We start from the raw sequence: 17,598 nt of genomic DNA, 5'->3' as shown, positions 1-17,598 counted from the left end.
TCCTGCCTAGAAGCATTGGCCGGCAAACACAACAGCGCCGCGAGGGCAGATGCCAGCGGTTCTGGACTTGCGTGATGGCGAACACAATGGTTTAGAAAAGGCTGCGGGACAGTTGCTGGAGCCGCCGCCGACCGATTTCGAATCAAAACGACCGATGGCCACGCTTCAAAGAAACGCACAGAAGCTGATCTACTATGCGCGCAACGCCATGCGCGACATCGCGCCGCCGGTTCTTTTCCGGCGCCGGCTCGGCCGGCTGCTCGATCAGGCCAGGCTTTCCGACGCATCGGTCCGCCAGCGGCTCAATTACTACAACACGCTGCGGGAGCCTTTTAGCCCCAGCCCCGAGGCCGTGCCGGTCAGCCGGCTGCCGTCGGACCGCAGCATGTACTATTACGATCTGAAGGAGTTCACCCGTTATTTCGACCCAGATCTGCGCATCGACCTGGAATTCGGCGACGTCATCGAAGTGCCGAAGATGCCGTCGATCGTCAAGGACCGGCCGATAGCGGGCGACAACGGCAACGGCGTCCTGTTCAAGCTGAACAAGTTCCGTCATTTCTACATGCCGGCCGACGATGTCGCCTTCGCCGACAAGCATCCGCTCGTCGTTTGGCGCGGCGAACTCAACAATCCGATCCGCACCTTGTTGCTGGATGCAGCCCGCAATCTGCCGTTCTGCGATGTCGGCACGCCGAGGGCGACAGCACTTGCGGAATACCGCAAGCCCTATCTCAGCATCGATCAGCAGCGCCGCTATCGCTACATCATCTCGCTCGAAGGCAATGATGTCGCGACCAATCTGAAATGGATCATGAGCTCGAACTCGCTCTGCCTGATGCCGCCGCCGACTTACGAGACCTGGTTCGCCGAGGGGCAACTCGAGCCCGATGTCCATTATGTGCCGCTGGCGCCCGACTTCAGCGATCTGGCCGAGCGGGTGCATCATCTCGAGCAGCATCCGGCCGAGGCCCAGCGCATCGTTGCGGCGGCCAACGCCTATTGCCGCAAATTCGCCGACGAGCGGGCCGAGCAGGCGATCTGCCTGCTCGTGCTCTACAAATATTTCGTGCTCAGCGGCCAGATCGAGCCCGATCCGCAGGTCTGGCGGTTTATCGCGGGCTAGCCGCTTCCGGCGCCCTTAAGTCAGATAACGCTGCGGTCCATAACCAGATCGGCCGGGCCGAAGCGGTCCTTCGCCGTAAACTGCTGGTGCCAGTAGGGATAGAGCACCGGCGGCCGGCTGACGGCATCGAGGCGCTGGCGTTCATCAAAGGACAGCGTCAGGCTTGCCGCGGCGAGATTGTCTTTCAACTGGGCCTCGTTGCGTGCGCCAATCACCAGCGAACTGACGGCCGGCCGGCCAAGCAGCCAGGCCAGCGCCACCTGGGCCGCCGAGACGCCGCGAGTGGCGCCGATGTCGACCAGCACGTCGACGATCCGCCACAGCCGGTCCTCGTCGCGGATCGGTGGTTCCGACCAGCCGCCGATCTGGCGCGCCGTCGGACTGTCGCGGCGGTATTTTCCCGACATCAGGCCGCCGGCGAGCGGGCTCCACACCAGCACGCCAAGGCCCTGGTCGACCGAGATCGGCAAGAGCTCATACTCGGCCTCGCGTGCTTCCAGCGTGTAGTGGATCTGCTGGGTGACGAAGCGCGGCTGGTGCTGGCTGTCGCTGATGCCGAGCGCCTTCATGACCTGCCAGCCGGAATAGTTGGAGCAGCCGACATAGCGGATCTTGCCCTGGGCAACCAGCGTGTCGAGCGCGGCGATGGTTTCCTCGAGCGGCGTCGCGCCATCCCATTCGTGCAGGAAATAGATGTCGATGACATCTGTCCTGAGGCGCTTCAGGCTCTTCTCGCATTCGCGGATCAGATGATGGCGCGACAGGCCCTCGTCATTGGGGCCCTTGCCGATCCGCATGCGCGCCTTGGAGGCGATCAGCACGTCGTTCTTGCGCTTGCCGCCGAGCGCCTCGCCGATGATCTCTTCCGACAATCCGTTCGAATAGACATTGGCGGTGTCGATGAGATTGATGCCGGCATCGATGCAAGTGTCGATGATGCGCGAGGCCTCCGCGAGATCGGAATTGCCGACGGCAGCGAACGGCCCGCTGCCGCCGAAGGTCATGGTTCCCAAGGTCAGCGTCGAAACTTTCAAGCCGGAACGGCCAAGCGTGCGGTATTCCATGTCGGTCCTCGCAATTTTGGTGGGTGGGGATTTACTGGAGAAGGGCGGGCAGCCCGAACGGGTCGGCCATTTGTAGGACAATTTGAGCGGCTTGTCGCCATGCCACGGCGATGGATCAGCCATGCCTCGCCGATTTGCAGCGATGATCGGCTGGCTGGCGGGTTGCAATAAAACCGTCATTGCCGGCCTATATCAAGTCGGCTCAGGGTTTCATGTCAGCCGGCAAGCGGAGCAGTGGAAATGACCGAGTTGAAGCAGAATTCTCCGGCCAGGGATTGGCTGGAAGCCGAACTCGCCGACATGCTCGACGAGGACTATGAGCTTGAAATGTCGGAGCCGGCGCTGTCGCTGGAGATCTCCAAGATCTACAAGAACGCGCATCCGCCGTCGATCGACCGCATGCAGTATTTCCGCGACCTGATCGGCTTGCAGTCGGAACTAATCAAGCTGCAGTCCTGGGTCGCCTACCACAAGAAGAAGCTGGTGGTGGTTTTCGAAGGACGCGATTCCGCCGGCAAGGGCGGCGTCATCAAGCGCATCACCCAGCGCCTCAACCCGCGCATCTGCCGCGTCGTGGCGCTGCCGGCGCCGACCGAGCGCGAAAAATCGCAGTGGTATTTCCAGCGCTACGTGCCGCATCTGCCGGCCGGCGGCGAGATCGTGCTGTTCGACCGCTCCTGGTACAACCGCTCCGGCGTCGAGCGGGTGATGGGCTTTGCCGAACCCGATCAGGTCGAAGAGTTCTTCCGCGACGTGCCGGAGTTCGAGCGCATGTTGGTCCGCTCCGGCGTCACGCTGGTCAAATACTGGTTCTCGATCACCGACGAGGAACAGCAGATGCGCTTCATGATGCGCATCCACGACCCGATGAAGCAGTGGAAGCTGTCGCCGATGGACCTGCAGTCGCGCGTGCGCTGGGAGCAGTACACCAAGGCCAAGGAAGAGACGTTTGCCCGCACCAACATCCCCGAGGCACCGTGGTACATCGTCGAAGGCAACGACAAGAAGCGGGCGCGGCTGAACTGCATCGACCATCTCCTCAAACAGCTGCCCTATGAGGACGTGCCGCACGAAGAAATCACGCTGCCCGAGCGGGTGTTCAACCCGGAGTACGAGCGCCAGGTCCTGCCGCGCGAGCTTTACGTGCCGGAGAAGTATTGAGCGTCTTCGCAATTGAAGACACGAGAGGACGGCATTCTTTCGCGCCCCCCTCTGTCCTGCCGGACATCTCCCCCACAAGGGGGGAGATTGGCAGCTTCGCCGATGGCGCCCTTCTTGCTACGTTGATGAGTGGCGAAAGCCGGCGCGACATCCGATCTCCCCCGGCGTGGGGGAGATGTCCGGAAGGACAGAGGGGGCGCGACGGATCGCAATTTTCCCAAATGAGGCTTACACCCGCTTGATCGTCACATGCGTGGCGAGCGCTGTCGCCACCTGCTCGGTGCACTGGTAACCCAGCTTCAGCATATCCAGCCCGGCAAACAGGCTCTCGCCCCTCCCGAGCAACACCGGCGACACCGCCAGATGCAACTCGTCAATGAGCTTCTCTTGCAGATATTGCCGGATGGTGGAAACGCCGCCGCCGACGCGGACATCCTTGCCGCCGGCCGCGGCCTTTGCTTGTTCGAGCGCGGCGTGGATGCCGCCGGTAACGAAGTGGAAAATGGTGCCGCCTTCCATCACAATGGAGTCGCGCTCGTAGTGGGTCAGCACGAAGGTCGGCACATGATAGGGCGGGTTGTCGCCCCACCAGCCTTTCCAGCTCTCGTCTGGCCATTCGCCGCGGATTGGACCGAACATGTTGCGGCCGAGGATCCAGGCGCCGACATTGTCGAAGCTGCGGACGGTGAACCGGTCGTCCACATCGGTGCTGCCGCCATCCTTGCCGACCATCTCGTGGAAGGTGCGGGTGCCGGTCATCCATTTGTGCAGATCTTCGCCACCAACGCCGAGCGGATTTTGCAGGTCCTGGTCAGGACCGGCGCCGAAACCGTCGAGCGACAAGGTGAAGGCATTGACGCGGAGTTTGGACATGGAAGACTCCCTTTGATGACCAGTTGTGATTTGCAATCAGTATTCAAACTGATTGCATTTTGCAACTAGTATTTTAGAGGCAAGCCGATCTGTGGAATGCGCAGGGACCTCAAGCCGCCACGCGCTTCGGCATCACCGCAAACGGGCTGAGCCCAAGCCAGATCTGCATCTTGCCGGCGACGTCGAGATCGCCGGTCAGGCTGATCTTGTCGCGTTCCTTGTGAACTGTCGTCAGCCCCATCCAGATCGAGGTCATGGTGCACAGATCGGTCGAGACGTAGAGATCGACGTCGAAGCCCGGATCGTACCAGCAAAGATCGACCTCGCCCTGCTTTTCGACGATCAGCCACCACGATCGTTTTGACGCCGGCAGGTCATGGTACAGGAATTGTATCACGGTGCGCCCGTCCGGCAGCGGACTGGGGTTCAGATTGCGCCGCATGTCCCACATCAGCAGCGACGGATCGAGGTTTTTGAGCGACAGCCTGGCCTCGACCCATTTCTGGCCCCAAAACCCCATCGCCTCGACAACCGGGCGCAAATCCCGGCCCGCCTCGGTCAGCCGGTATTCGAACACGCCCTTCTCGGTCGCGATCTCGGTCCGCTCGACGATGCCGCCGGCCTCGAGGTCCTTGAGCCGTTGCGACAGAAGGGTTGGCGACATTTTCGGCACGCCGCGGCGCAAATCGTTGAAGCGGGTCGACCCCGCCACCAGTTCGCGCAGCAGCACCATGGTCCAGCGTGTGCAGAGCAGCTCGGCGGCCATGGAGAGCGGGCAGAATTGCTTGTAACCGGCTTGTGTCATGTGGTGAGCTCCAAAAGATGTTGCCGGACCTTATTCAGAAAACCTGAGTTCAGCCAGTACAGAAGCTGTACTGGCACCCCCGGTACAGTTCTGTGACTGGAGCGGTCCGGCGCCGCCATGCGAGGCAGCGGTCACGTCACCGGGCAGTCCGGTGCCGATCCATGAGGAGTTGGACAATGACCGCTTACGTGATCGCAGACATCAAGGTGAAGGACGACAAATGGGTGCCGGCCTATGCCGCTTCGGTGCATGACCTCGTCCACAAGCATGGCGGCAAGTATCTCGCCCGCAGCGGCAATGTGAAGACGCTGGAGGGCAAGCCGCTCGACACCAGCCTGATCGCCATCATGGCGTTTCCGTCGGCAAAGGCAGCCGAAGCCTTCACCAACGATCCGCAATACGCTCCGTTTGTGGCGGAGCGTCAGAAGGGCAGCGACAGCCGCTTCCAACTGATCGACGATACCGATCTCGCCGGAACGATTCCTTATTTGCCAAAGGCGTGAGGAAAAGCCGGAACCCGGAGCATCCAGGTTCCGGCTAACCCTTCAGCAGTTGCGCCACTTCCGGCGCGAAGTAAGTCAGGATGCCGTCACAGCCGGCGCGCTTGAAGGCGAGCAGCGATTCCAGCATCGCCTTTTCGCCGTCGATCCAGCCATTGGCGGCCGCCGCCTTGATCATCGAATATTCGCCTGACACCTGGTAGGCGAAGGTCGGCATCTGGAACTCGTCCTTCAGCCGGCGGATGATGTCGAGATAGGGCAGGCCGGGCTTGACCATCAGCATGTCGGCGCCCTCGGCGATATCCTGCTCGGCCTCGCGCACCGCTTCGTCGGAATTGGCGTGGTCGAGATAATAGGTCTTCTTGTCACCCTTGAGCAGGCCGGCGGTGCCCACCGCCTCGCGATAGGGGCCATAGAAGGCGGAGGCGAATTTCGTCGCATAGGACATGATCGCCACATCCGAAAAACCGTTGGCGTCGAGTGCGTCGCGAATGGCGCCGATGCGGCCGTCCATCATGTCGGACGGCGCGATGATGTCGGCGCCGGCCGCCGCCTGGATGACGGCCGCGGCGGTCACCTGTTCCACCGTCTCGTCATTGACGATGATGCCGTCGCGCAAGATGCCGTCATGGCCGTGCGAGGTGAACGGGTCGAGCGCCGCATCGGTGATGATGCCGATCTCCGGCACCGCGTCCTTGATGGCGCGGGTGGCGCGGTTGATGATGTTTTCCGGGTCGAGGATGTGCGATCCCGTCTGGTCGCGCAGGCTGAGTTCAACATTGGGGAAGGTGGCGATCGCCGGAATGCCGAGCTTAGCGGCCCGCTCGGCCTCCTTGACGGCGAGGTCCAGCGACAGGCGGAAGACGCCGGGCATGGCGGCGATCGGCTCGCGCGTGTTCTTGCCGTCGATGACGAAGATCGGCCAGATCAGATCGTTCACCGTAAGCCGGTTTTCCTGCACTAGGCGGCGCAACCAGTCGGCCTTGCGCATGCGCCGCAAGCGGCGGCTGCCGGTGATCTCGTCGACGCTGCGCGCACCGGCGGGCTTTGCCGGCGCGAATTTGTTGCTCGTCGCGGGGGTGAATTTGTTCATCGCAAAAACTCCGGGTCGAGGCGGCTTTTACCACGAGGCCTTGCCGCTGACCAATGCGACACGATTGTGCCAGCCGATGACGCGGTGCTTACGGCTTTGGCGGCCACGCCAGTTCTGGGCCGGTTTTGAACAACGACACATTGTTGGTGAAGGTGCTCTCCGGGGCGAGCCGGATCAGGCGCCCGTCCGGATGGCCGATGTCGGCGACATTGTCGATGAACCAGCGGTTCCAGGTCGCCTCCGGGCCGAGATATTTGTGCAGCAGCCGTTTGAAGCGGTTCGGCGCCATCGCTTCTATGGTGGCGACGCCGCGCAGGCCGAGATGCAGCAGGATGCCGGCCTCATTGTCGAAATGGACGATCTCCACGGCGCAGCGCGGGTCGCGTTCGAGGTGTTTGACAGCACTTGCGCCGGTCGAGCCGAGCAGCCAGATCGCAGCGTCCTCCCAGATGAACCACATCGGCGCGTTGCGCGGCGCGCCGTCAGCGGTCACGGTCGCCAGATTGGCCATCAGCGGGCGGCTGAGAACATCATCCGGGTCGAACTTTTTCGGCATCTCCCAGCCATGGCTCGGCGCTGCGGTTTCAAGCGTCATGCGTTTGTCCCTGCATCAGAAGAAAGGCTGTTTTGCCCGGCAATTTTGCGCGCATTTCTGTCGGGGGCAAAGCACGGTCGCGTTCCCTTGCGAAAATCCAAACCGCGCCCGCCGGTTGACGCACCCATGCGCCACCTTTAGCACTTCAGTCCCGCAGGCGCGGGGAGGGATTCTCTGACGATGGATTTTGGCGGCGGCGACGAGATCCGCTTCGAACGGTTGGGCAAGGCAGGCGTCGTCACGCTGACGCGGCCGCAGGCGCTCAATGCGCTGACACATCGCATGATCAAGGCGCTGGACAAGGCGCTCGACGCTTTTGAGCGCGATACCGGCGTCGATGTCGTCATCGTCAAGGCCGAGGGCAGGGCGTTTTGCGCCGGCGGCGACATCATGCACGTCTACGAGGCCCGCGCCGGAAAGCCGCCGGTCGAGTTCTTCGCCGACGAATACCGGCTCAACGCCCGCATCAACAGTTACAAAAAGCCCTATGTCGCGCTGATCGACGGGATCGTTATGGGCGGCGGCGTCGGCATCTCTTTCCACGGTTCGCAGCGTGTGCTGACCGAGAACGCCCAGTTCGCCATGCCCGAAGTCGGCATCGGTTTCTTCCCGGATGTCGGCGGCAGCCATCTTCTGCCCGACCTTGGCGGCAGCTTCGGCATGTATCTGGCGCTGACCGGCAACCGCATTCGCTATGGCGATGCGCTGTGGTCGGGCCTGGCCACCCACACCATCAAGGCCGCTGACCAGGCTGCCTTTCTTGACCGGCTCTGCGCCAATGGCGATCCGGAATCGGTGCTGCGCGGCTTTTTCGTGCCGGCCAGGCGCGAGACCGGCCAGCCGGTGTTGGAAGCCATTGCCCGGCATTTTTCCCAACCCTCGCTCGCCGAAATCCTCGAGAGCCTGGAGCGGGCGGCAGGCGCCGACGAGTTTGCCGCCAAGACGCTGGCCACCATCCGCACCCGCTCGCCGACCAGCCTTAATGTCGCGTGGCGCCAGATCAGCGCCGGGCTGACGCTGTCGATGGAAGCCTGCATGAAGATGGAGTTCCGCATCCTCAACCGCATGCTGGCCGGGCACGACTTCTATGAAGGCATCCGCGCCGTCCTCGTCGACAAGGGTTCGACGCCGCAGTGGCGGCCGGCAAGCCTGGCCGAGGTCGACGCTGCTTCGGTGGACGCCTATTTCGCGCCGCTCGAACGGGAGCTCGAACTGTGAGCGAGGTCACGTCGCGGCGCATCGTGCTGCAGCCCTCGGGCGTCGAGATCATCTTCGCCTGGTTCCAGCGCGTCATTGCGGGCTATTGCCTGCTGTTCGGCATCCTGTACTGGATCCGGCTGATCGGTTTTTATCCCGGCCCGCTGTGGCGCTTCGACCTGATGCCGGTGCACTGGCAGGTTGTGGCGGTGATGCTGGCCGTGTTCTTCCCCTTCGCCGCCGCCGGCCTCTGGATGTTGGCGTCGTGGGGCCCGGTGATCTGGTTCATCTGTGCTGTCACAGAGACCATCATGTATGCCGGCTTCCCCGATCTGTACGGCCACCGGCCGCTGATCGTCTTGTCGCATGCCGCGGTCGCGCTGCTCTACATCGCCTTCCGCGTCGTTATCTGGATGCGCAAGCGCCCTGCGCGCCCCTGAAACGCCGCCCCGCAGCCATTGGCTAAATCTTTAGGTTAATTATCCTTGCTCGGGTGACCGTTCGTTAAGCGTCTTGCGAAACCTATTACCGGTAAGCTCTTGTTAGCCCTAGCGTTTAAGTCGAATTTTATGAGTATTCGATAGTGTCGCAATCAAGGTGAAAAACAAAAAATCACCAGGGCGACAAACGAGAGGCAAAGACAATGATCAATTCGCGTCCGGCGGCGAAGACCGCCAACGTATCCGACGATCGCCGCGAGGCTATCCGTTCGCTTTACATGGAATCGCTTCAGCTGGTGGAGCGTTTGCATCGCCGTCTGCTTGACGTGATCAAGGACGAGTTCGACCGCAACGGCCGTTCCGACATCAATGCCATCCAGGCGCTGCTTCTGTTCAATATCGGCAATTCCGAACTGACCGCCGGCGAGCTGCGCTCGCGTGGCTACTATCTCGGCTCGAACGTCTCCTACAATCTGAAGAAGCTGGTCGATCTCGGCTTCATCAACCACCAGCGCTCGCGCATCGACCGCCGTTCGGTCCGCGTTTCGCTGACGCCGAAGGGCAATGAAGTGGCGGAAGTCGTCGCCGGTCTCTATGAGCGCCATGTCGGCTCGATCGAACAGGTCGGCGGCATCAACAGCGAAGAGTTCAAGCAGATGAACCGCGCGCTGCAGCGCCTCGACCGCTTCTGGAACGACACCATCGCCTACCGGATGTAATCAGCGGGCCATTGAATAGCAGCTGCGCCGGAAGAAGCGCGGCCGGAGGAAAGTCTCAGCCAACAGGCCGGTGCCGAAAAGCACCGGCCTTTTCTTTTCGAGCCGCCGGCGCTTCCAAATTCGGCGTAAGCCACGTTGCCGCCATATTCGCGGTGGAAGCGGGGATGCGGGTGATGCGGCGGCGAAAGCTGTTCGCGCGCCTGTAATGTCGCATCGCGGTCCGCTTTTCACGGCTCAGTGATGCAGGTCATGGTTGGCTAATTGTTAACAGTGCCAACTTTAGAGTGCGGGCGATATCGCCCAAGATCGAGCACGTAGCCGAACGCTGCAACAGCCAAACGCTAGAAGCCAAACACGACAAGAATGTCTGGAACGTCCATGAGAACCAGCCGCCGCCTTTTCCTTTCCGGAGCTTCCGCGCTCGCCGTTGCCATGGTTGCCAATGCCGCCAGCGCGCAGGATGTGATCGACGATATCCTGAAATCGTCGGGCCGCGGCAATTGGGACGACCAGTTCGATGCCCGCGCCTCGGAGGGCGGCAAGGTCGCCTCGACGCTGCCGATCTTCAGCCTGCAGACGGTCGCCTTCACCGAACAGGCTGTGGCGCAGTATCAGAACATCGTCGCCCAGGGCGGCTGGGGCGAGGTGCCGGCGACAAAGAAGCTGCAGCTTGGCGTCGACGATCCGGACGTGGTGCCGCTGCGCAAGCGGCTGATGGTTTCGGGCGATCTGGCGCAGAGCGCCGGCATTTCGACGTCGTTCGATTCCTATGTCGACGCCGCGGTCAAGCGCTTCCAGGCGCGCCATGGCCTGCCGGCCGACGGCGCCATGGGCAAATACACCTATGCGGCGATGAACGTTTCGGCGCAGATCCGCCTCGGTCAGCTGCAGACCAATCTGGAGCGCCTGCGCGAAAAGGCCGGCACGCTGGGCAGCCGTTATGTGCTGGTCGATATCCCGGCGGCACAGATCGAGGCGGTCGAGAACGATCGCGTCGTGCTGCGCCACACCGCAATCGTCGGCAAGATCGACCGCCAGACCCCGGTGGTCAATTCCAAGATCAACGAGATCATCGTCAATCCTTACTGGAACGCGCCGGTCTCGATCGTGCGCAAGGACATCATTCCGCTGATGCGGAAGAACCCCGACTATCTCAAGGACAGCCATATCCGGCTGTTTGCGCCTGATGGCAGCGAAGTCGATCCGATGACTGTCGACTGGTCGACGGATGATGCCGCGAAATACCGCTTCCGCCAGGATCCGGGTTCCGGCAACGCCATGGCCTCGGTGAAGATCAACTTCCCCAGCCCCGACGGCGTCTACATGCACGATACGCCGCAGCAAAGCCTGTTCGGCAAGATGATGCGCTTCGATTCCTCGGGCTGCGTGCGTGTCCAGAACGTGCGCGACCTCGTCACATGGATCCTGCGCGACACACCCGGCTGGGACCGCCAGCATTTCGAGGCTACCATCAAGACCGGCGAGAACACGCCGGTGCAGGTCGTCAACCCGGTTCCGGTCCACTTCCTCTATGTGTCGGCCTGGTCGACGGGTCCGGGCGTCGTGCAGTTCCGCGACGACGTCTACGCGCTCGATGGCGCCAGCGAACTGCAGATCACCTCTTCGCTCTAGGTGCCTGAATTGTTTATGAAAAGGCCGCCGTGAGGCGGCCTTTTCCGTTCGACATCCCAACAGAAGAAGACTGGTGGCCGCCAGCCATGCAGGCCATGAACACTGCCGGACGTTGCGCCGCAGGCCCATCTGGACGGACTAACGGCAATTGCGCATGGTCCTCAAAACAGCCGGAATCGCGCCATGCAGGTCGCAATCTTCAGCCTCGCCGTGCTGGTCTTCGTCGCTCTTTCCGGCGCACTGGTGCGGTTGGTTCGGGTGCCGCTGCCGGTGCTGCAGATTGCCATCGGCGCCGCGCTCGCATGGCCGGTGAAAGGCATCCATGTCGAGATCGACCCCGAACTCTTCCTGCTGGTGTTCATCCCGCCGCTTTTGTTCGGCGATGCCTATGGAGCGCCCAAACGCGAGCTGATCGCGCTGCGCGGACCGATCCTCGATCTGGCCATCGGGCTGGTCTTCTTTACCATTGTCGGCTTCGGTTATGCCTTGCACTGGTTGGTGCCGAGCATCCCGCTGGTCGTCGCCTTCGCGCTCGCTGCCGTGCTGTCCCCGACCGACGCCGTGGCGGTGTCCTCGATCGTCGACAGAAGCCTGGTGCCGGCGCGGCTGATGCATATTCTGGAAGGCGAGGCGCTGCTCAACGACGCCTCGGGCCTGGTCATGTTCCGCTTCGCCGTCGCCGCCGCCGTGACCGGCAGCTTTTCCTTCGCCGATGCATCGCTGAGCTTCGTTTATGCCGTCGCCATCGGCATCCTGGCCGGCATCGCCGCGTTGTTCATCGCCGCCAGGCTCCTGCAGCTTCTGAATCGCATCGGCGGCGTTCCGGCCGAGGCGCAGGTTCTGGTCATGGTCCTGCTGCCCTTCATTGCCTATCTCGTCGCCGAACATCTGCATGCCTCAGGCATTCTGGCGGCGGTCACCGCCGGGCTTTTGACCGGCGGCTCCGGCGTCTTCCGCTTCCTCGGCGTCTCGGCGCGCATGCAGACGATCTCGCTGTGGACGACCTTGTCCTTCGTCTACAATGGCGCGCTGTTCATCGTGCTCGGCATGCAGCTTCCCGAAATCATTCGCCGCGTGCCGCCCGAACTGACTGGCCATTACCCGATCATCCAGCCGGTCGCGACGGTGATTGCGCTGACGCTGTGCCTGATCGCGCTGCGCTTCCTCTGGATCTGGGTCGGCGACATCGCGGCAGGCCTCAAGGCAAAATGGGGAAAGCGCAAGGCCGAGCCGTTCGGGATGCGTGTGCGGCTTGCCGGCTCGGTGGCGGGCGTGCGCGGCGCGATCACGCTGGCCGGCATCCTGTCGCTCCCGCTCGCCATGCCGGACGGCTCGCCTTTTCCCGCGCGCGACCTGGTGATCTTCCTCGCCGCCGGCGTCATCATCTGTTCGCTCGCCATCGCCAGCGTGGCGCTGCCGAAGATAGCGCGCGGGCTGGTCGAGCCGGGCGAGGATGGCAGCGCCATCGAGGAGCGTCTCGCCCGCATCGGCGCCGCCAAAGCGGCCATCGCCCGCGTCGAAAGCATGGCGGGCGCCAGCGACGACGACCAGGGCGAGGTGCCCGGCGCCAGGCTTGCCGCCGCCGAAAACATCGTCGCCGGCTACCGGCGCCGGATCGCCACTTCGGACGAGGCCGACGACGCCCGGGCAGAGGCCCGCGAAGCCGGGCGGCTGGAGCTCGAAATGCGGCTTGCCGGCATCGAGGCCGAGCGCATCGCCGTGCGCGACATGTTAAGCAGCGGCGCGATCAACGACCATACGGCGCGGGCGCTGTTTACCGAGATCACGCTCACCGAAGCCTTGCTGCAGGGGCGGCAGGAGCGAAAATAGCGGTTCAGGGCCGCTCTGGCGCAATCCGGCCAGCAAATTTCGCGCTGCAAACGTGGCGAGGCGAAAACAACTGTGTTAATGGCGCGGCAATGCATGTCGCCCGGAACCGTGCAGCGGTTTCGGGGCAGCGATATGCATAGATAGATGCCCCGAACCGAAGGATTTCAGGCCATGGCAACTGCAGCGGCAGCGTCGAACAAGTTCGAATCCTTCTTCGAAACCACGCTGGAAGATGCCGATCCGGAGATCTTCGGCTCGATCCGCAACGAGCTTGGCCGCCAGCGTCACGAGATCGAGCTGATCGCCTCGGAAAACATCGTTTCGCGCGCCGTGCTCGAGGCGCAGGGCTCGATCATGACCAACAAATACGCCGAGGGTTATCCGGGCAAGCGCTATTATGGCGGCTGCCAGTTCGTCGACGTCGCCGAGGAACTCGCTATCGAGCGCGCCAAAAAGCTGTTCGGCTGCAACTTCGCCAATGTCCAGCCGAATTCCGGCAGCCAGATGAACCAGGCGGTCTTCCTGGCGCTGCTGCAGCCCGGCGACACCTTCATGGGCCTCGACCTGAATTCCGGCGGCCACCTGACGCACGGTTCGCCCGTCAATATGAGCGGCAAATGGTTCAAAGTCGTTTCCTACGGCGTGCGCAAGGACGACCATCTGCTCGACATGGACGCGATCGAAAAGACCGCACATGAGACCAAGCCAAAGCTGATCCTGGCCGGCGGCACCGCCTATTCGCGCATCTGGGACTGGAAGCGCTTTCGCGAGATCGCCGATGCGGTCGGCGCCTATCTGATGGTCGACATGGCCCATATCGCCGGCCTGGTTGCCGGCGGCGTGCATCCGTCACCGCTGCCGCACGCCCATGTCGTGACCACGACCACGCACAAATCGCTGCGCGGCCCGCGCGGCGGCATGATCCTGTGCAATGACGAGGACATCGCCAAGAAGATGAACTCGGCGGTTTTCCCCGGCCTGCAGGGCGGCCCGCTGATGCATGTCATCGCCGCCAAGGCGGTCGCCTTCGGCGAGGCGCTGAAGCCGAGCTTCAAGCTCTATGCCGAGAGTGTCGCCGCCAACGCGAAGGCGCTGGCGTCGAGCCTCAAGGAAACCGGCCTCGACATCGTCTCCGGCGGCACCGACAACCATCTGATGCTGGTCGATCTCAGGCCCAAGAACGCCACCGGCAAGCGCGCCGAGGCAGCGCTCGGCCGCGCCAACATCACCTGCAACAAGAACGGCATCCCGTTCGATCCGGAAAAGCCTTTCGTCACCTCGGGCGTGCGTCTGGGCACGCCGGCCGGCACCACGCGCGGCTTCGGCCAGGCCGAGTTCCGCGAGATCGGCAAGTTGATCGCCGAGGTGCTGGACGGGCTGAAGGTCGCCAATTCCGACGAAGGCAATGCGGCTGTGGAAGCAGCCGTGAAGGCCAAGGTCGTGGCGCTGACCGATCGTTTCCCGCTCTATCCCTATCTCGGTTGACCGCCAGCGGCGCATCGTCTTTTATCCCGCGCTCTGCGCCGCTTGCTGTTCGGGCGGCGCGGCCTGTTGGAGATCTGACGATGCGCGTGTTCCGTCCTGCCGTTCTGGCCTTCATCGGCTCGCTTGCCGCTGTCGCCGTGTCGGGCGCGATCGCCCAGGAGCAGCCGCAGCCGGGCACGGATATCCCCGCCACAAACACCTTTGGCAGGTGGACCACCATCATCGATGCGCTCGACACCGGCCAGGATTCCCACAAGACCTGCGCTGCCTCCACGGCCTTTGTCGATGGCGGCGGCAATGCCGGCACGCTGACGCTTTCGATCTCGACTGGCGACGCCCTGCCGCCCGATGCCTATCCGGCGATCATGTTCACCGTCGCCAACAAGGAGCTGCCGACCGGCAAGAAGATCGCCGCGACCTTCGGTGACCCCGGCGTCAAGGTTTCCGCGACCGTCTATTCCAATGATGCCGGCCGCCCGAGCTGGACCGTCGACAACCAGGCCAAGACCAGTCTCGCTTTGTTGCGGGCCATGCGCCAGGTCATCTCGCTCGACGTGACGTTCGGCAAGCAAGCCGTCGCCAGCATCCCTATGGACGGCTTCACCAAGGCCTACCGCAACCTCGGAACGTCCTGCGGCTTCCCGACCAAGGACGTCGCGCCCTGACATATCTGGCGCGGCTGGCAATTTTCCTCCCGCCTCGCTATCTCTGAGGGCGCGAGCGGCCGTTGCCGAACCTTTGCCGTCCCGGCAAAAACCTCTAAGCCTATCGTTCCGCCAGAATCGCCAACCTGAAGGCTCTCCATGCGCTGTCCCTATTGCCAGTCCGAAGATACGCAGGTGAAGGATTCGCGCCCCGCCGAGGATGGCGCCGCGATCCGCCGGCGGCGCGTCTGCCCCGATTGCGGTGGCCGCTTCACCACCTTCGAGCGCGTCCAGCTGCGCGATCTCGTTGTGGTCAAGAAGTCCGGCAGAAAGGTGCCGTTCGACCGCGACAAGCTCTTGCGTTCGGTGGAGATCGCGGTGCGCAAGCGCAATGTCGATCCCGAGCGCATCGACCGCGCCGTCACCGGCATCGTGCGCCAGCTCGAAAGCTCCGGCGAGACTGAAATCGCCTCGGGCGAGGTCGGCCGGCTCGTCATGGAAGCGCTGAAGTCGCTCGACGACGTCGCCTATGTCCGCTTCGCCTCTGTCTATCGCAATTTCCGTGAGGCCAAGGATTTCCACGATGTGCTGGGTGAGCTCAAAGGCGACGAGCTCAAGGGCGACGAGCTGAACGGCGAAGAGGACGCCGGCTGAGCATGGCAAGCCAAACGTCAGGGAAGGCCGATCAGCAGGCCCTCGATCGCCGCTTCATGGCCGCGGCGCTGCGGCTGTCGCGGAAAAATGCCGGCCGCACCTCCACCAACCCTTCCGTCGGCACCATAATCGTTCGCGACGATGGCGCCGGCCCGATGATCGTCGGCACCGGCGTCACCGCTGTTGGCGGCCGGCCGCATGCCGAGACCGAGGCGCTGACTGAAGCCGGCGAGTTGGCGCGCGGCGCCACCGCCTATGTCACGCTGGAGCCCTGCGCCCACCATGGCCGCACCCCGCCTTGCGCCAACGCGCTGGTCAATGCCGGAGTGGCGCGGGTCGTCGGCGCCGCCAGCGATCCCGATCCGCGCGTCTCCGGCAAAGGCTATGCCATCCTGCGCGCCGCCGGCATCGAAGTGGTCGAAAAGGTGCTGGTCGAGGAAGCCGCCGAGCAGATGGCCGGCTATTTGATTCGATCCATGAAAAAGCGTCCGGAAGTGACTCTGAAGCTTGCGCTTTCCAGCGACGGCAAGATCGGCAGGCATGGCGCCGGCCAGGTCGCGATCACCGGCGATATCGCCCGCCGCGAAGTCTATCTGATGCGCGCCGAAGCCGATGGCATACTGGTCGGCATCGGCACGGCGCTGGAGGATGATCCCGCGCTCACCGTGCGGCTGCCGGGGCTGGAGAACCGCTCGCCGGCGCGCATCGTGCTCGACCGCCAGATCAGGCTGCCCGAAGCCTCGAAGCTGGTCTCCGGCATCGACCGGGTGCCGCTCTATATCGCCGCGAGCCTGGAGGCCGACCCGCTGCGGCGGTCGGTGCTGGAGCGTGCCGGTGTGCGCTTCATCGGCACCGAAACCCATGAAGGCGGCATTGCCTTGCCGGAACTGCTCGAGGATCTCGGCGCGCTCGGCATGGCCAGCGTTCTGGTCGAAGGCGGCGCCAAGGTGGCCAGCGCCTTCCTCGCCGAGGGATTGGTCGACCGCATCGTGCTGTTCCAGGGACCGGAAGCGATCGGCGAGGGCGGCATTGCATCGCCCATCGACGCCAACCATATCCCGGCAGGCTTCCGCAAATTGCGCGAGATGCGCTTCGGGGAAGACAGCTATGCCGAATGGGTGAGAGATATCTGAAATGTTCACTGGAATTGTCACCGATATCGGCACTGTCGCGGCCATCAAGCCGCTGAGCGAAGGCGTCGGCCTGCGCATCGACACTGCCTATGATCCCGCGACCATCGCTATTGGCGCCTCGATTTCCTGCGGCGGCGTCTGCCTGACGGTGACGGCGCTGCCAGATGGCGGCTCGAATGCCCGCTGGTTCGAGGTCGAAGCCTGGGAAGAGGCACTGAGGCTGACCACGGCGTCGGGCTGGAAATCAGGCACCAAGGTCAATCTCGAGCGGGCACTGAAGATCGGCGACGAACTCGGCGGCCACATCGTGTCGGGCCATGTCGATGGCATGGCCGAAATCGTCGAGCGCAAGGACGAGGGCGATGCCGTGCGCTTCACGCTGGAGGCGCCGCGCGAACTGGCGAAATTCATCGCGCCCAAGGGTTCCGTCGCACTCGACGGCACCTCGCTCACCGTCAACAAGGTCGAAGGCGCCCGTTTCGACGTGCTGTTGATCCACCATTCGCTGACCGTGACGACCTGGGGCGAGCGCAAGGTGGGCGACAAGGTCAACCTCGAGATCGACACCATGGCCCGCTACGCCGCGCGACTGGTCGAGGCAGTGAAAGAGGGGCTTTGAGCCCCCCTGGGAAATTAGACCGGGCCTG

Annotated in this window: 18 protein-coding genes; 13 read left to right on the top strand and 5 right to left on the bottom strand. The window is 63.3% G+C overall.

The window, feature by feature from the left end; all coding sequences use genetic code 11:
* Positions 1–154 precede the first annotated feature (154 nt).
* On the top strand, positions 155–1,126 hold the full coding sequence (locus tag NKK50_RS16465; protein WP_023682407.1) for a glycosyl transferase family 90: 972 nt from the start codon (positions 155–157) through the stop codon (positions 1,124–1,126).
* 20 nt (positions 1,127–1,146) lie between these two features.
* On the opposite strand, the gene NKK50_RS16460 is transcribed toward NKK50_RS16465, so the two are convergent.
* On the bottom strand, positions 1,147–2,190 hold the full coding sequence (locus NKK50_RS16460) for an aldo/keto reductase (protein ID WP_023715391.1): 1,044 nt from the start codon (positions 2,188–2,190) through the stop codon (positions 1,147–1,149).
* 240 nt (positions 2,191–2,430) lie between these two features.
* On the opposite strand from NKK50_RS16460, the gene ppk2 reads away from it, so the two are divergent.
* Positions 2,431–3,351 carry a polyphosphate kinase 2 gene (ppk2, locus tag NKK50_RS16455; protein WP_023682405.1) on the top strand — a complete coding sequence of 307 codons (921 nt, stop codon included), beginning with the start codon at positions 2,431–2,433 and terminating at the stop codon, positions 3,349–3,351.
* 228 nt (positions 3,352–3,579) lie between these two features.
* Here the strand turns inward: ppk2 and NKK50_RS16450 are convergent, their stop codons facing one another.
* A complete protein-coding gene (locus NKK50_RS16450) occupies positions 3,580–4,224 on the bottom strand; it encodes a dihydrofolate reductase family protein (RefSeq protein ID WP_023727512.1) in 645 nt (214 codons plus the stop codon).
* A gap of 109 nt (positions 4,225–4,333) precedes the next feature.
* On the bottom strand, positions 4,334–5,029 hold the full coding sequence (locus tag NKK50_RS16445) for a winged helix-turn-helix transcriptional regulator (protein ID WP_023682403.1): 696 nt from the start codon (positions 5,027–5,029) through the stop codon (positions 4,334–4,336).
* A gap of 176 nt (positions 5,030–5,205) precedes the next feature.
* Between NKK50_RS16445 and NKK50_RS16440 the strand changes: the two genes are divergently transcribed.
* The gene (locus NKK50_RS16440) at positions 5,206–5,532 is read left to right on the top strand and encodes a DUF1330 domain-containing protein (protein WP_023693250.1); all 327 of its coding nucleotides are present in this window, start codon (positions 5,206–5,208) and stop codon (positions 5,530–5,532) included.
* Positions 5,533–5,566: 34 nt separating this feature from the next.
* On the opposite strand, the gene hemB is transcribed toward NKK50_RS16440, so the two are convergent.
* Both hemB and NKK50_RS16430 read right to left on the bottom strand, forming a co-directional pair.
* Positions 5,567–6,622 carry a porphobilinogen synthase gene (hemB, locus tag NKK50_RS16435; protein WP_023724522.1) on the bottom strand — a complete coding sequence of 352 codons (1,056 nt, stop codon included), beginning with the start codon at positions 6,620–6,622 and terminating at the stop codon, positions 5,567–5,569.
* An 88-nt stretch (positions 6,623–6,710) separates the two neighbouring features.
* Complete coding sequence (locus NKK50_RS16430) at positions 6,711–7,217, bottom strand: pyridoxamine 5'-phosphate oxidase family protein (RefSeq protein WP_023705074.1); 507 nt, start codon at positions 7,215–7,217, stop codon at positions 6,711–6,713.
* Between the two features lie 180 nt (positions 7,218–7,397).
* Between NKK50_RS16430 and NKK50_RS16425 the strand changes: the two genes are divergently transcribed.
* From NKK50_RS16425 to NKK50_RS16380, 10 genes are all read left to right on the top strand, one after another.
* Complete coding sequence (locus tag NKK50_RS16425) at positions 7,398–8,435, top strand: enoyl-CoA hydratase/isomerase family protein (RefSeq protein ID WP_023672999.1); 1,038 nt, start codon at positions 7,398–7,400, stop codon at positions 8,433–8,435.
* The gene (locus NKK50_RS16420) at positions 8,432–8,854 is read left to right on the top strand and encodes a DUF6163 family protein (protein ID WP_023705073.1); all 423 of its coding nucleotides are present in this window, start codon (positions 8,432–8,434) and stop codon (positions 8,852–8,854) included. Before NKK50_RS16425 ends, NKK50_RS16420 begins: the two co-directional genes overlap by 4 nt.
* A 203-nt stretch (positions 8,855–9,057) precedes the next feature.
* Entirely contained in the window at positions 9,058–9,573 is a 516-nt protein-coding gene (gene ldtR / locus NKK50_RS16415; RefSeq protein ID WP_023672997.1) for a transcriptional regulator LdtR, read from the top strand.
* Between the two features lie 378 nt (positions 9,574–9,951).
* The gene (locus NKK50_RS16410; RefSeq protein WP_023708671.1) at positions 9,952–11,205 is read left to right on the top strand and encodes a L,D-transpeptidase family protein; all 1,254 of its coding nucleotides are present in this window, start codon (positions 9,952–9,954) and stop codon (positions 11,203–11,205) included.
* Between the two features lie 183 nt (positions 11,206–11,388).
* The gene (locus NKK50_RS16405; protein ID WP_352499234.1) at positions 11,389–13,035 is read left to right on the top strand and encodes a Na+/H+ antiporter; all 1,647 of its coding nucleotides are present in this window, start codon (positions 11,389–11,391) and stop codon (positions 13,033–13,035) included.
* Positions 13,036–13,206: 171 nt separating this feature from the next.
* Positions 13,207–14,520, top strand: a complete 1,314-nt coding sequence (glyA, locus tag NKK50_RS16400; protein WP_023669349.1) for a serine hydroxymethyltransferase — start codon at positions 13,207–13,209, stop codon at positions 14,518–14,520.
* Positions 14,521–14,600: 80 nt separating this feature from the next.
* On the top strand, positions 14,601–15,185 hold the full coding sequence (locus tag NKK50_RS16395) for an invasion associated locus B family protein (RefSeq protein WP_023669350.1): 585 nt from the start codon (positions 14,601–14,603) through the stop codon (positions 15,183–15,185).
* 138 nt (positions 15,186–15,323) lie between these two features.
* Entirely contained in the window at positions 15,324–15,818 is a 495-nt protein-coding gene (gene nrdR / locus NKK50_RS16390) for a transcriptional regulator NrdR (protein ID WP_352499235.1), read from the top strand.
* 2 nt (positions 15,819–15,820) lie between these two features.
* Positions 15,821–16,951 carry a bifunctional diaminohydroxyphosphoribosylaminopyrimidine deaminase/5-amino-6-(5-phosphoribosylamino)uracil reductase RibD gene (gene ribD, locus NKK50_RS16385; protein ID WP_352499236.1) on the top strand — a complete coding sequence of 377 codons (1,131 nt, stop codon included), beginning with the start codon at positions 15,821–15,823 and terminating at the stop codon, positions 16,949–16,951.
* A 1-nt stretch (position 16,952) separates the two neighbouring features.
* A complete protein-coding gene (locus NKK50_RS16380) occupies positions 16,953–17,570 on the top strand; it encodes a riboflavin synthase (RefSeq protein WP_023669353.1) in 618 nt (205 codons plus the stop codon).
* Positions 17,571–17,598 lie beyond the last annotated feature (28 nt).

Origin of the sequence: Mesorhizobium sp. M0001, from assembly GCF_040324255.1 — a bacterium.
Taxonomy (GTDB): Bacteria; Pseudomonadota; Alphaproteobacteria; order Rhizobiales; family Rhizobiaceae; genus Mesorhizobium.
This window is presented reverse-complemented; position numbering and strand designations above follow the sequence as displayed.

What these genes read in the sequence shown, in the direction of transcription:
- NKK50_RS16465 (WP_023682407.1), top strand. Translation starts at nt 155, where the DNA reads ATGGCCACGCTTCAAAGAAACGCACAGAAGCTGATCTACTATGCGCGC.
- NKK50_RS16460 (WP_023715391.1), bottom strand. Translation starts at nt 2,190, where the DNA reads ATGGAATACCGCACGCTTGGCCGTTCCGGCTTGAAAGTTTCGACGCTG.
- ppk2 (WP_023682405.1), top strand. Translation starts at nt 2,431, where the DNA reads ATGACCGAGTTGAAGCAGAATTCTCCGGCCAGGGATTGGCTGGAAGCC.
- NKK50_RS16450 (WP_023727512.1), bottom strand. Translation starts at nt 4,224, where the DNA reads ATGTCCAAACTCCGCGTCAATGCCTTCACCTTGTCGCTCGACGGTTTC.
- NKK50_RS16445 (WP_023682403.1), bottom strand. Translation starts at nt 5,029, where the DNA reads ATGACACAAGCCGGTTACAAGCAATTCTGCCCGCTCTCCATGGCCGCC.
- NKK50_RS16440 (WP_023693250.1), top strand. Translation starts at nt 5,206, where the DNA reads ATGACCGCTTACGTGATCGCAGACATCAAGGTGAAGGACGACAAATGG.
- hemB (WP_023724522.1), bottom strand. Translation starts at nt 6,622, where the DNA reads ATGAACAAATTCACCCCCGCGACGAGCAACAAATTCGCGCCGGCAAAG.
- NKK50_RS16430 (WP_023705074.1), bottom strand. Translation starts at nt 7,217, where the DNA reads ATGACGCTTGAAACCGCAGCGCCGAGCCATGGCTGGGAGATGCCGAAA.
- NKK50_RS16425 (WP_023672999.1), top strand. Translation starts at nt 7,398, where the DNA reads ATGGATTTTGGCGGCGGCGACGAGATCCGCTTCGAACGGTTGGGCAAG.
- ldtR (WP_023672997.1), top strand. Translation starts at nt 9,058, where the DNA reads ATGATCAATTCGCGTCCGGCGGCGAAGACCGCCAACGTATCCGACGAT.
- NKK50_RS16410 (WP_023708671.1), top strand. Translation starts at nt 9,952, where the DNA reads ATGAGAACCAGCCGCCGCCTTTTCCTTTCCGGAGCTTCCGCGCTCGCC.
- NKK50_RS16405 (WP_352499234.1), top strand. Translation starts at nt 11,389, where the DNA reads ATGCAGGTCGCAATCTTCAGCCTCGCCGTGCTGGTCTTCGTCGCTCTT.
- glyA (WP_023669349.1), top strand. Translation starts at nt 13,207, where the DNA reads ATGGCAACTGCAGCGGCAGCGTCGAACAAGTTCGAATCCTTCTTCGAA.
- NKK50_RS16395 (WP_023669350.1), top strand. Translation starts at nt 14,601, where the DNA reads ATGCGCGTGTTCCGTCCTGCCGTTCTGGCCTTCATCGGCTCGCTTGCC.
- nrdR (WP_352499235.1), top strand. Translation starts at nt 15,324, where the DNA reads ATGCGCTGTCCCTATTGCCAGTCCGAAGATACGCAGGTGAAGGATTCG.
- ribD (WP_352499236.1), top strand. Translation starts at nt 15,821, where the DNA reads ATGGCAAGCCAAACGTCAGGGAAGGCCGATCAGCAGGCCCTCGATCGC.
- NKK50_RS16380 (WP_023669353.1), top strand. Translation starts at nt 16,953, where the DNA reads ATGTTCACTGGAATTGTCACCGATATCGGCACTGTCGCGGCCATCAAG.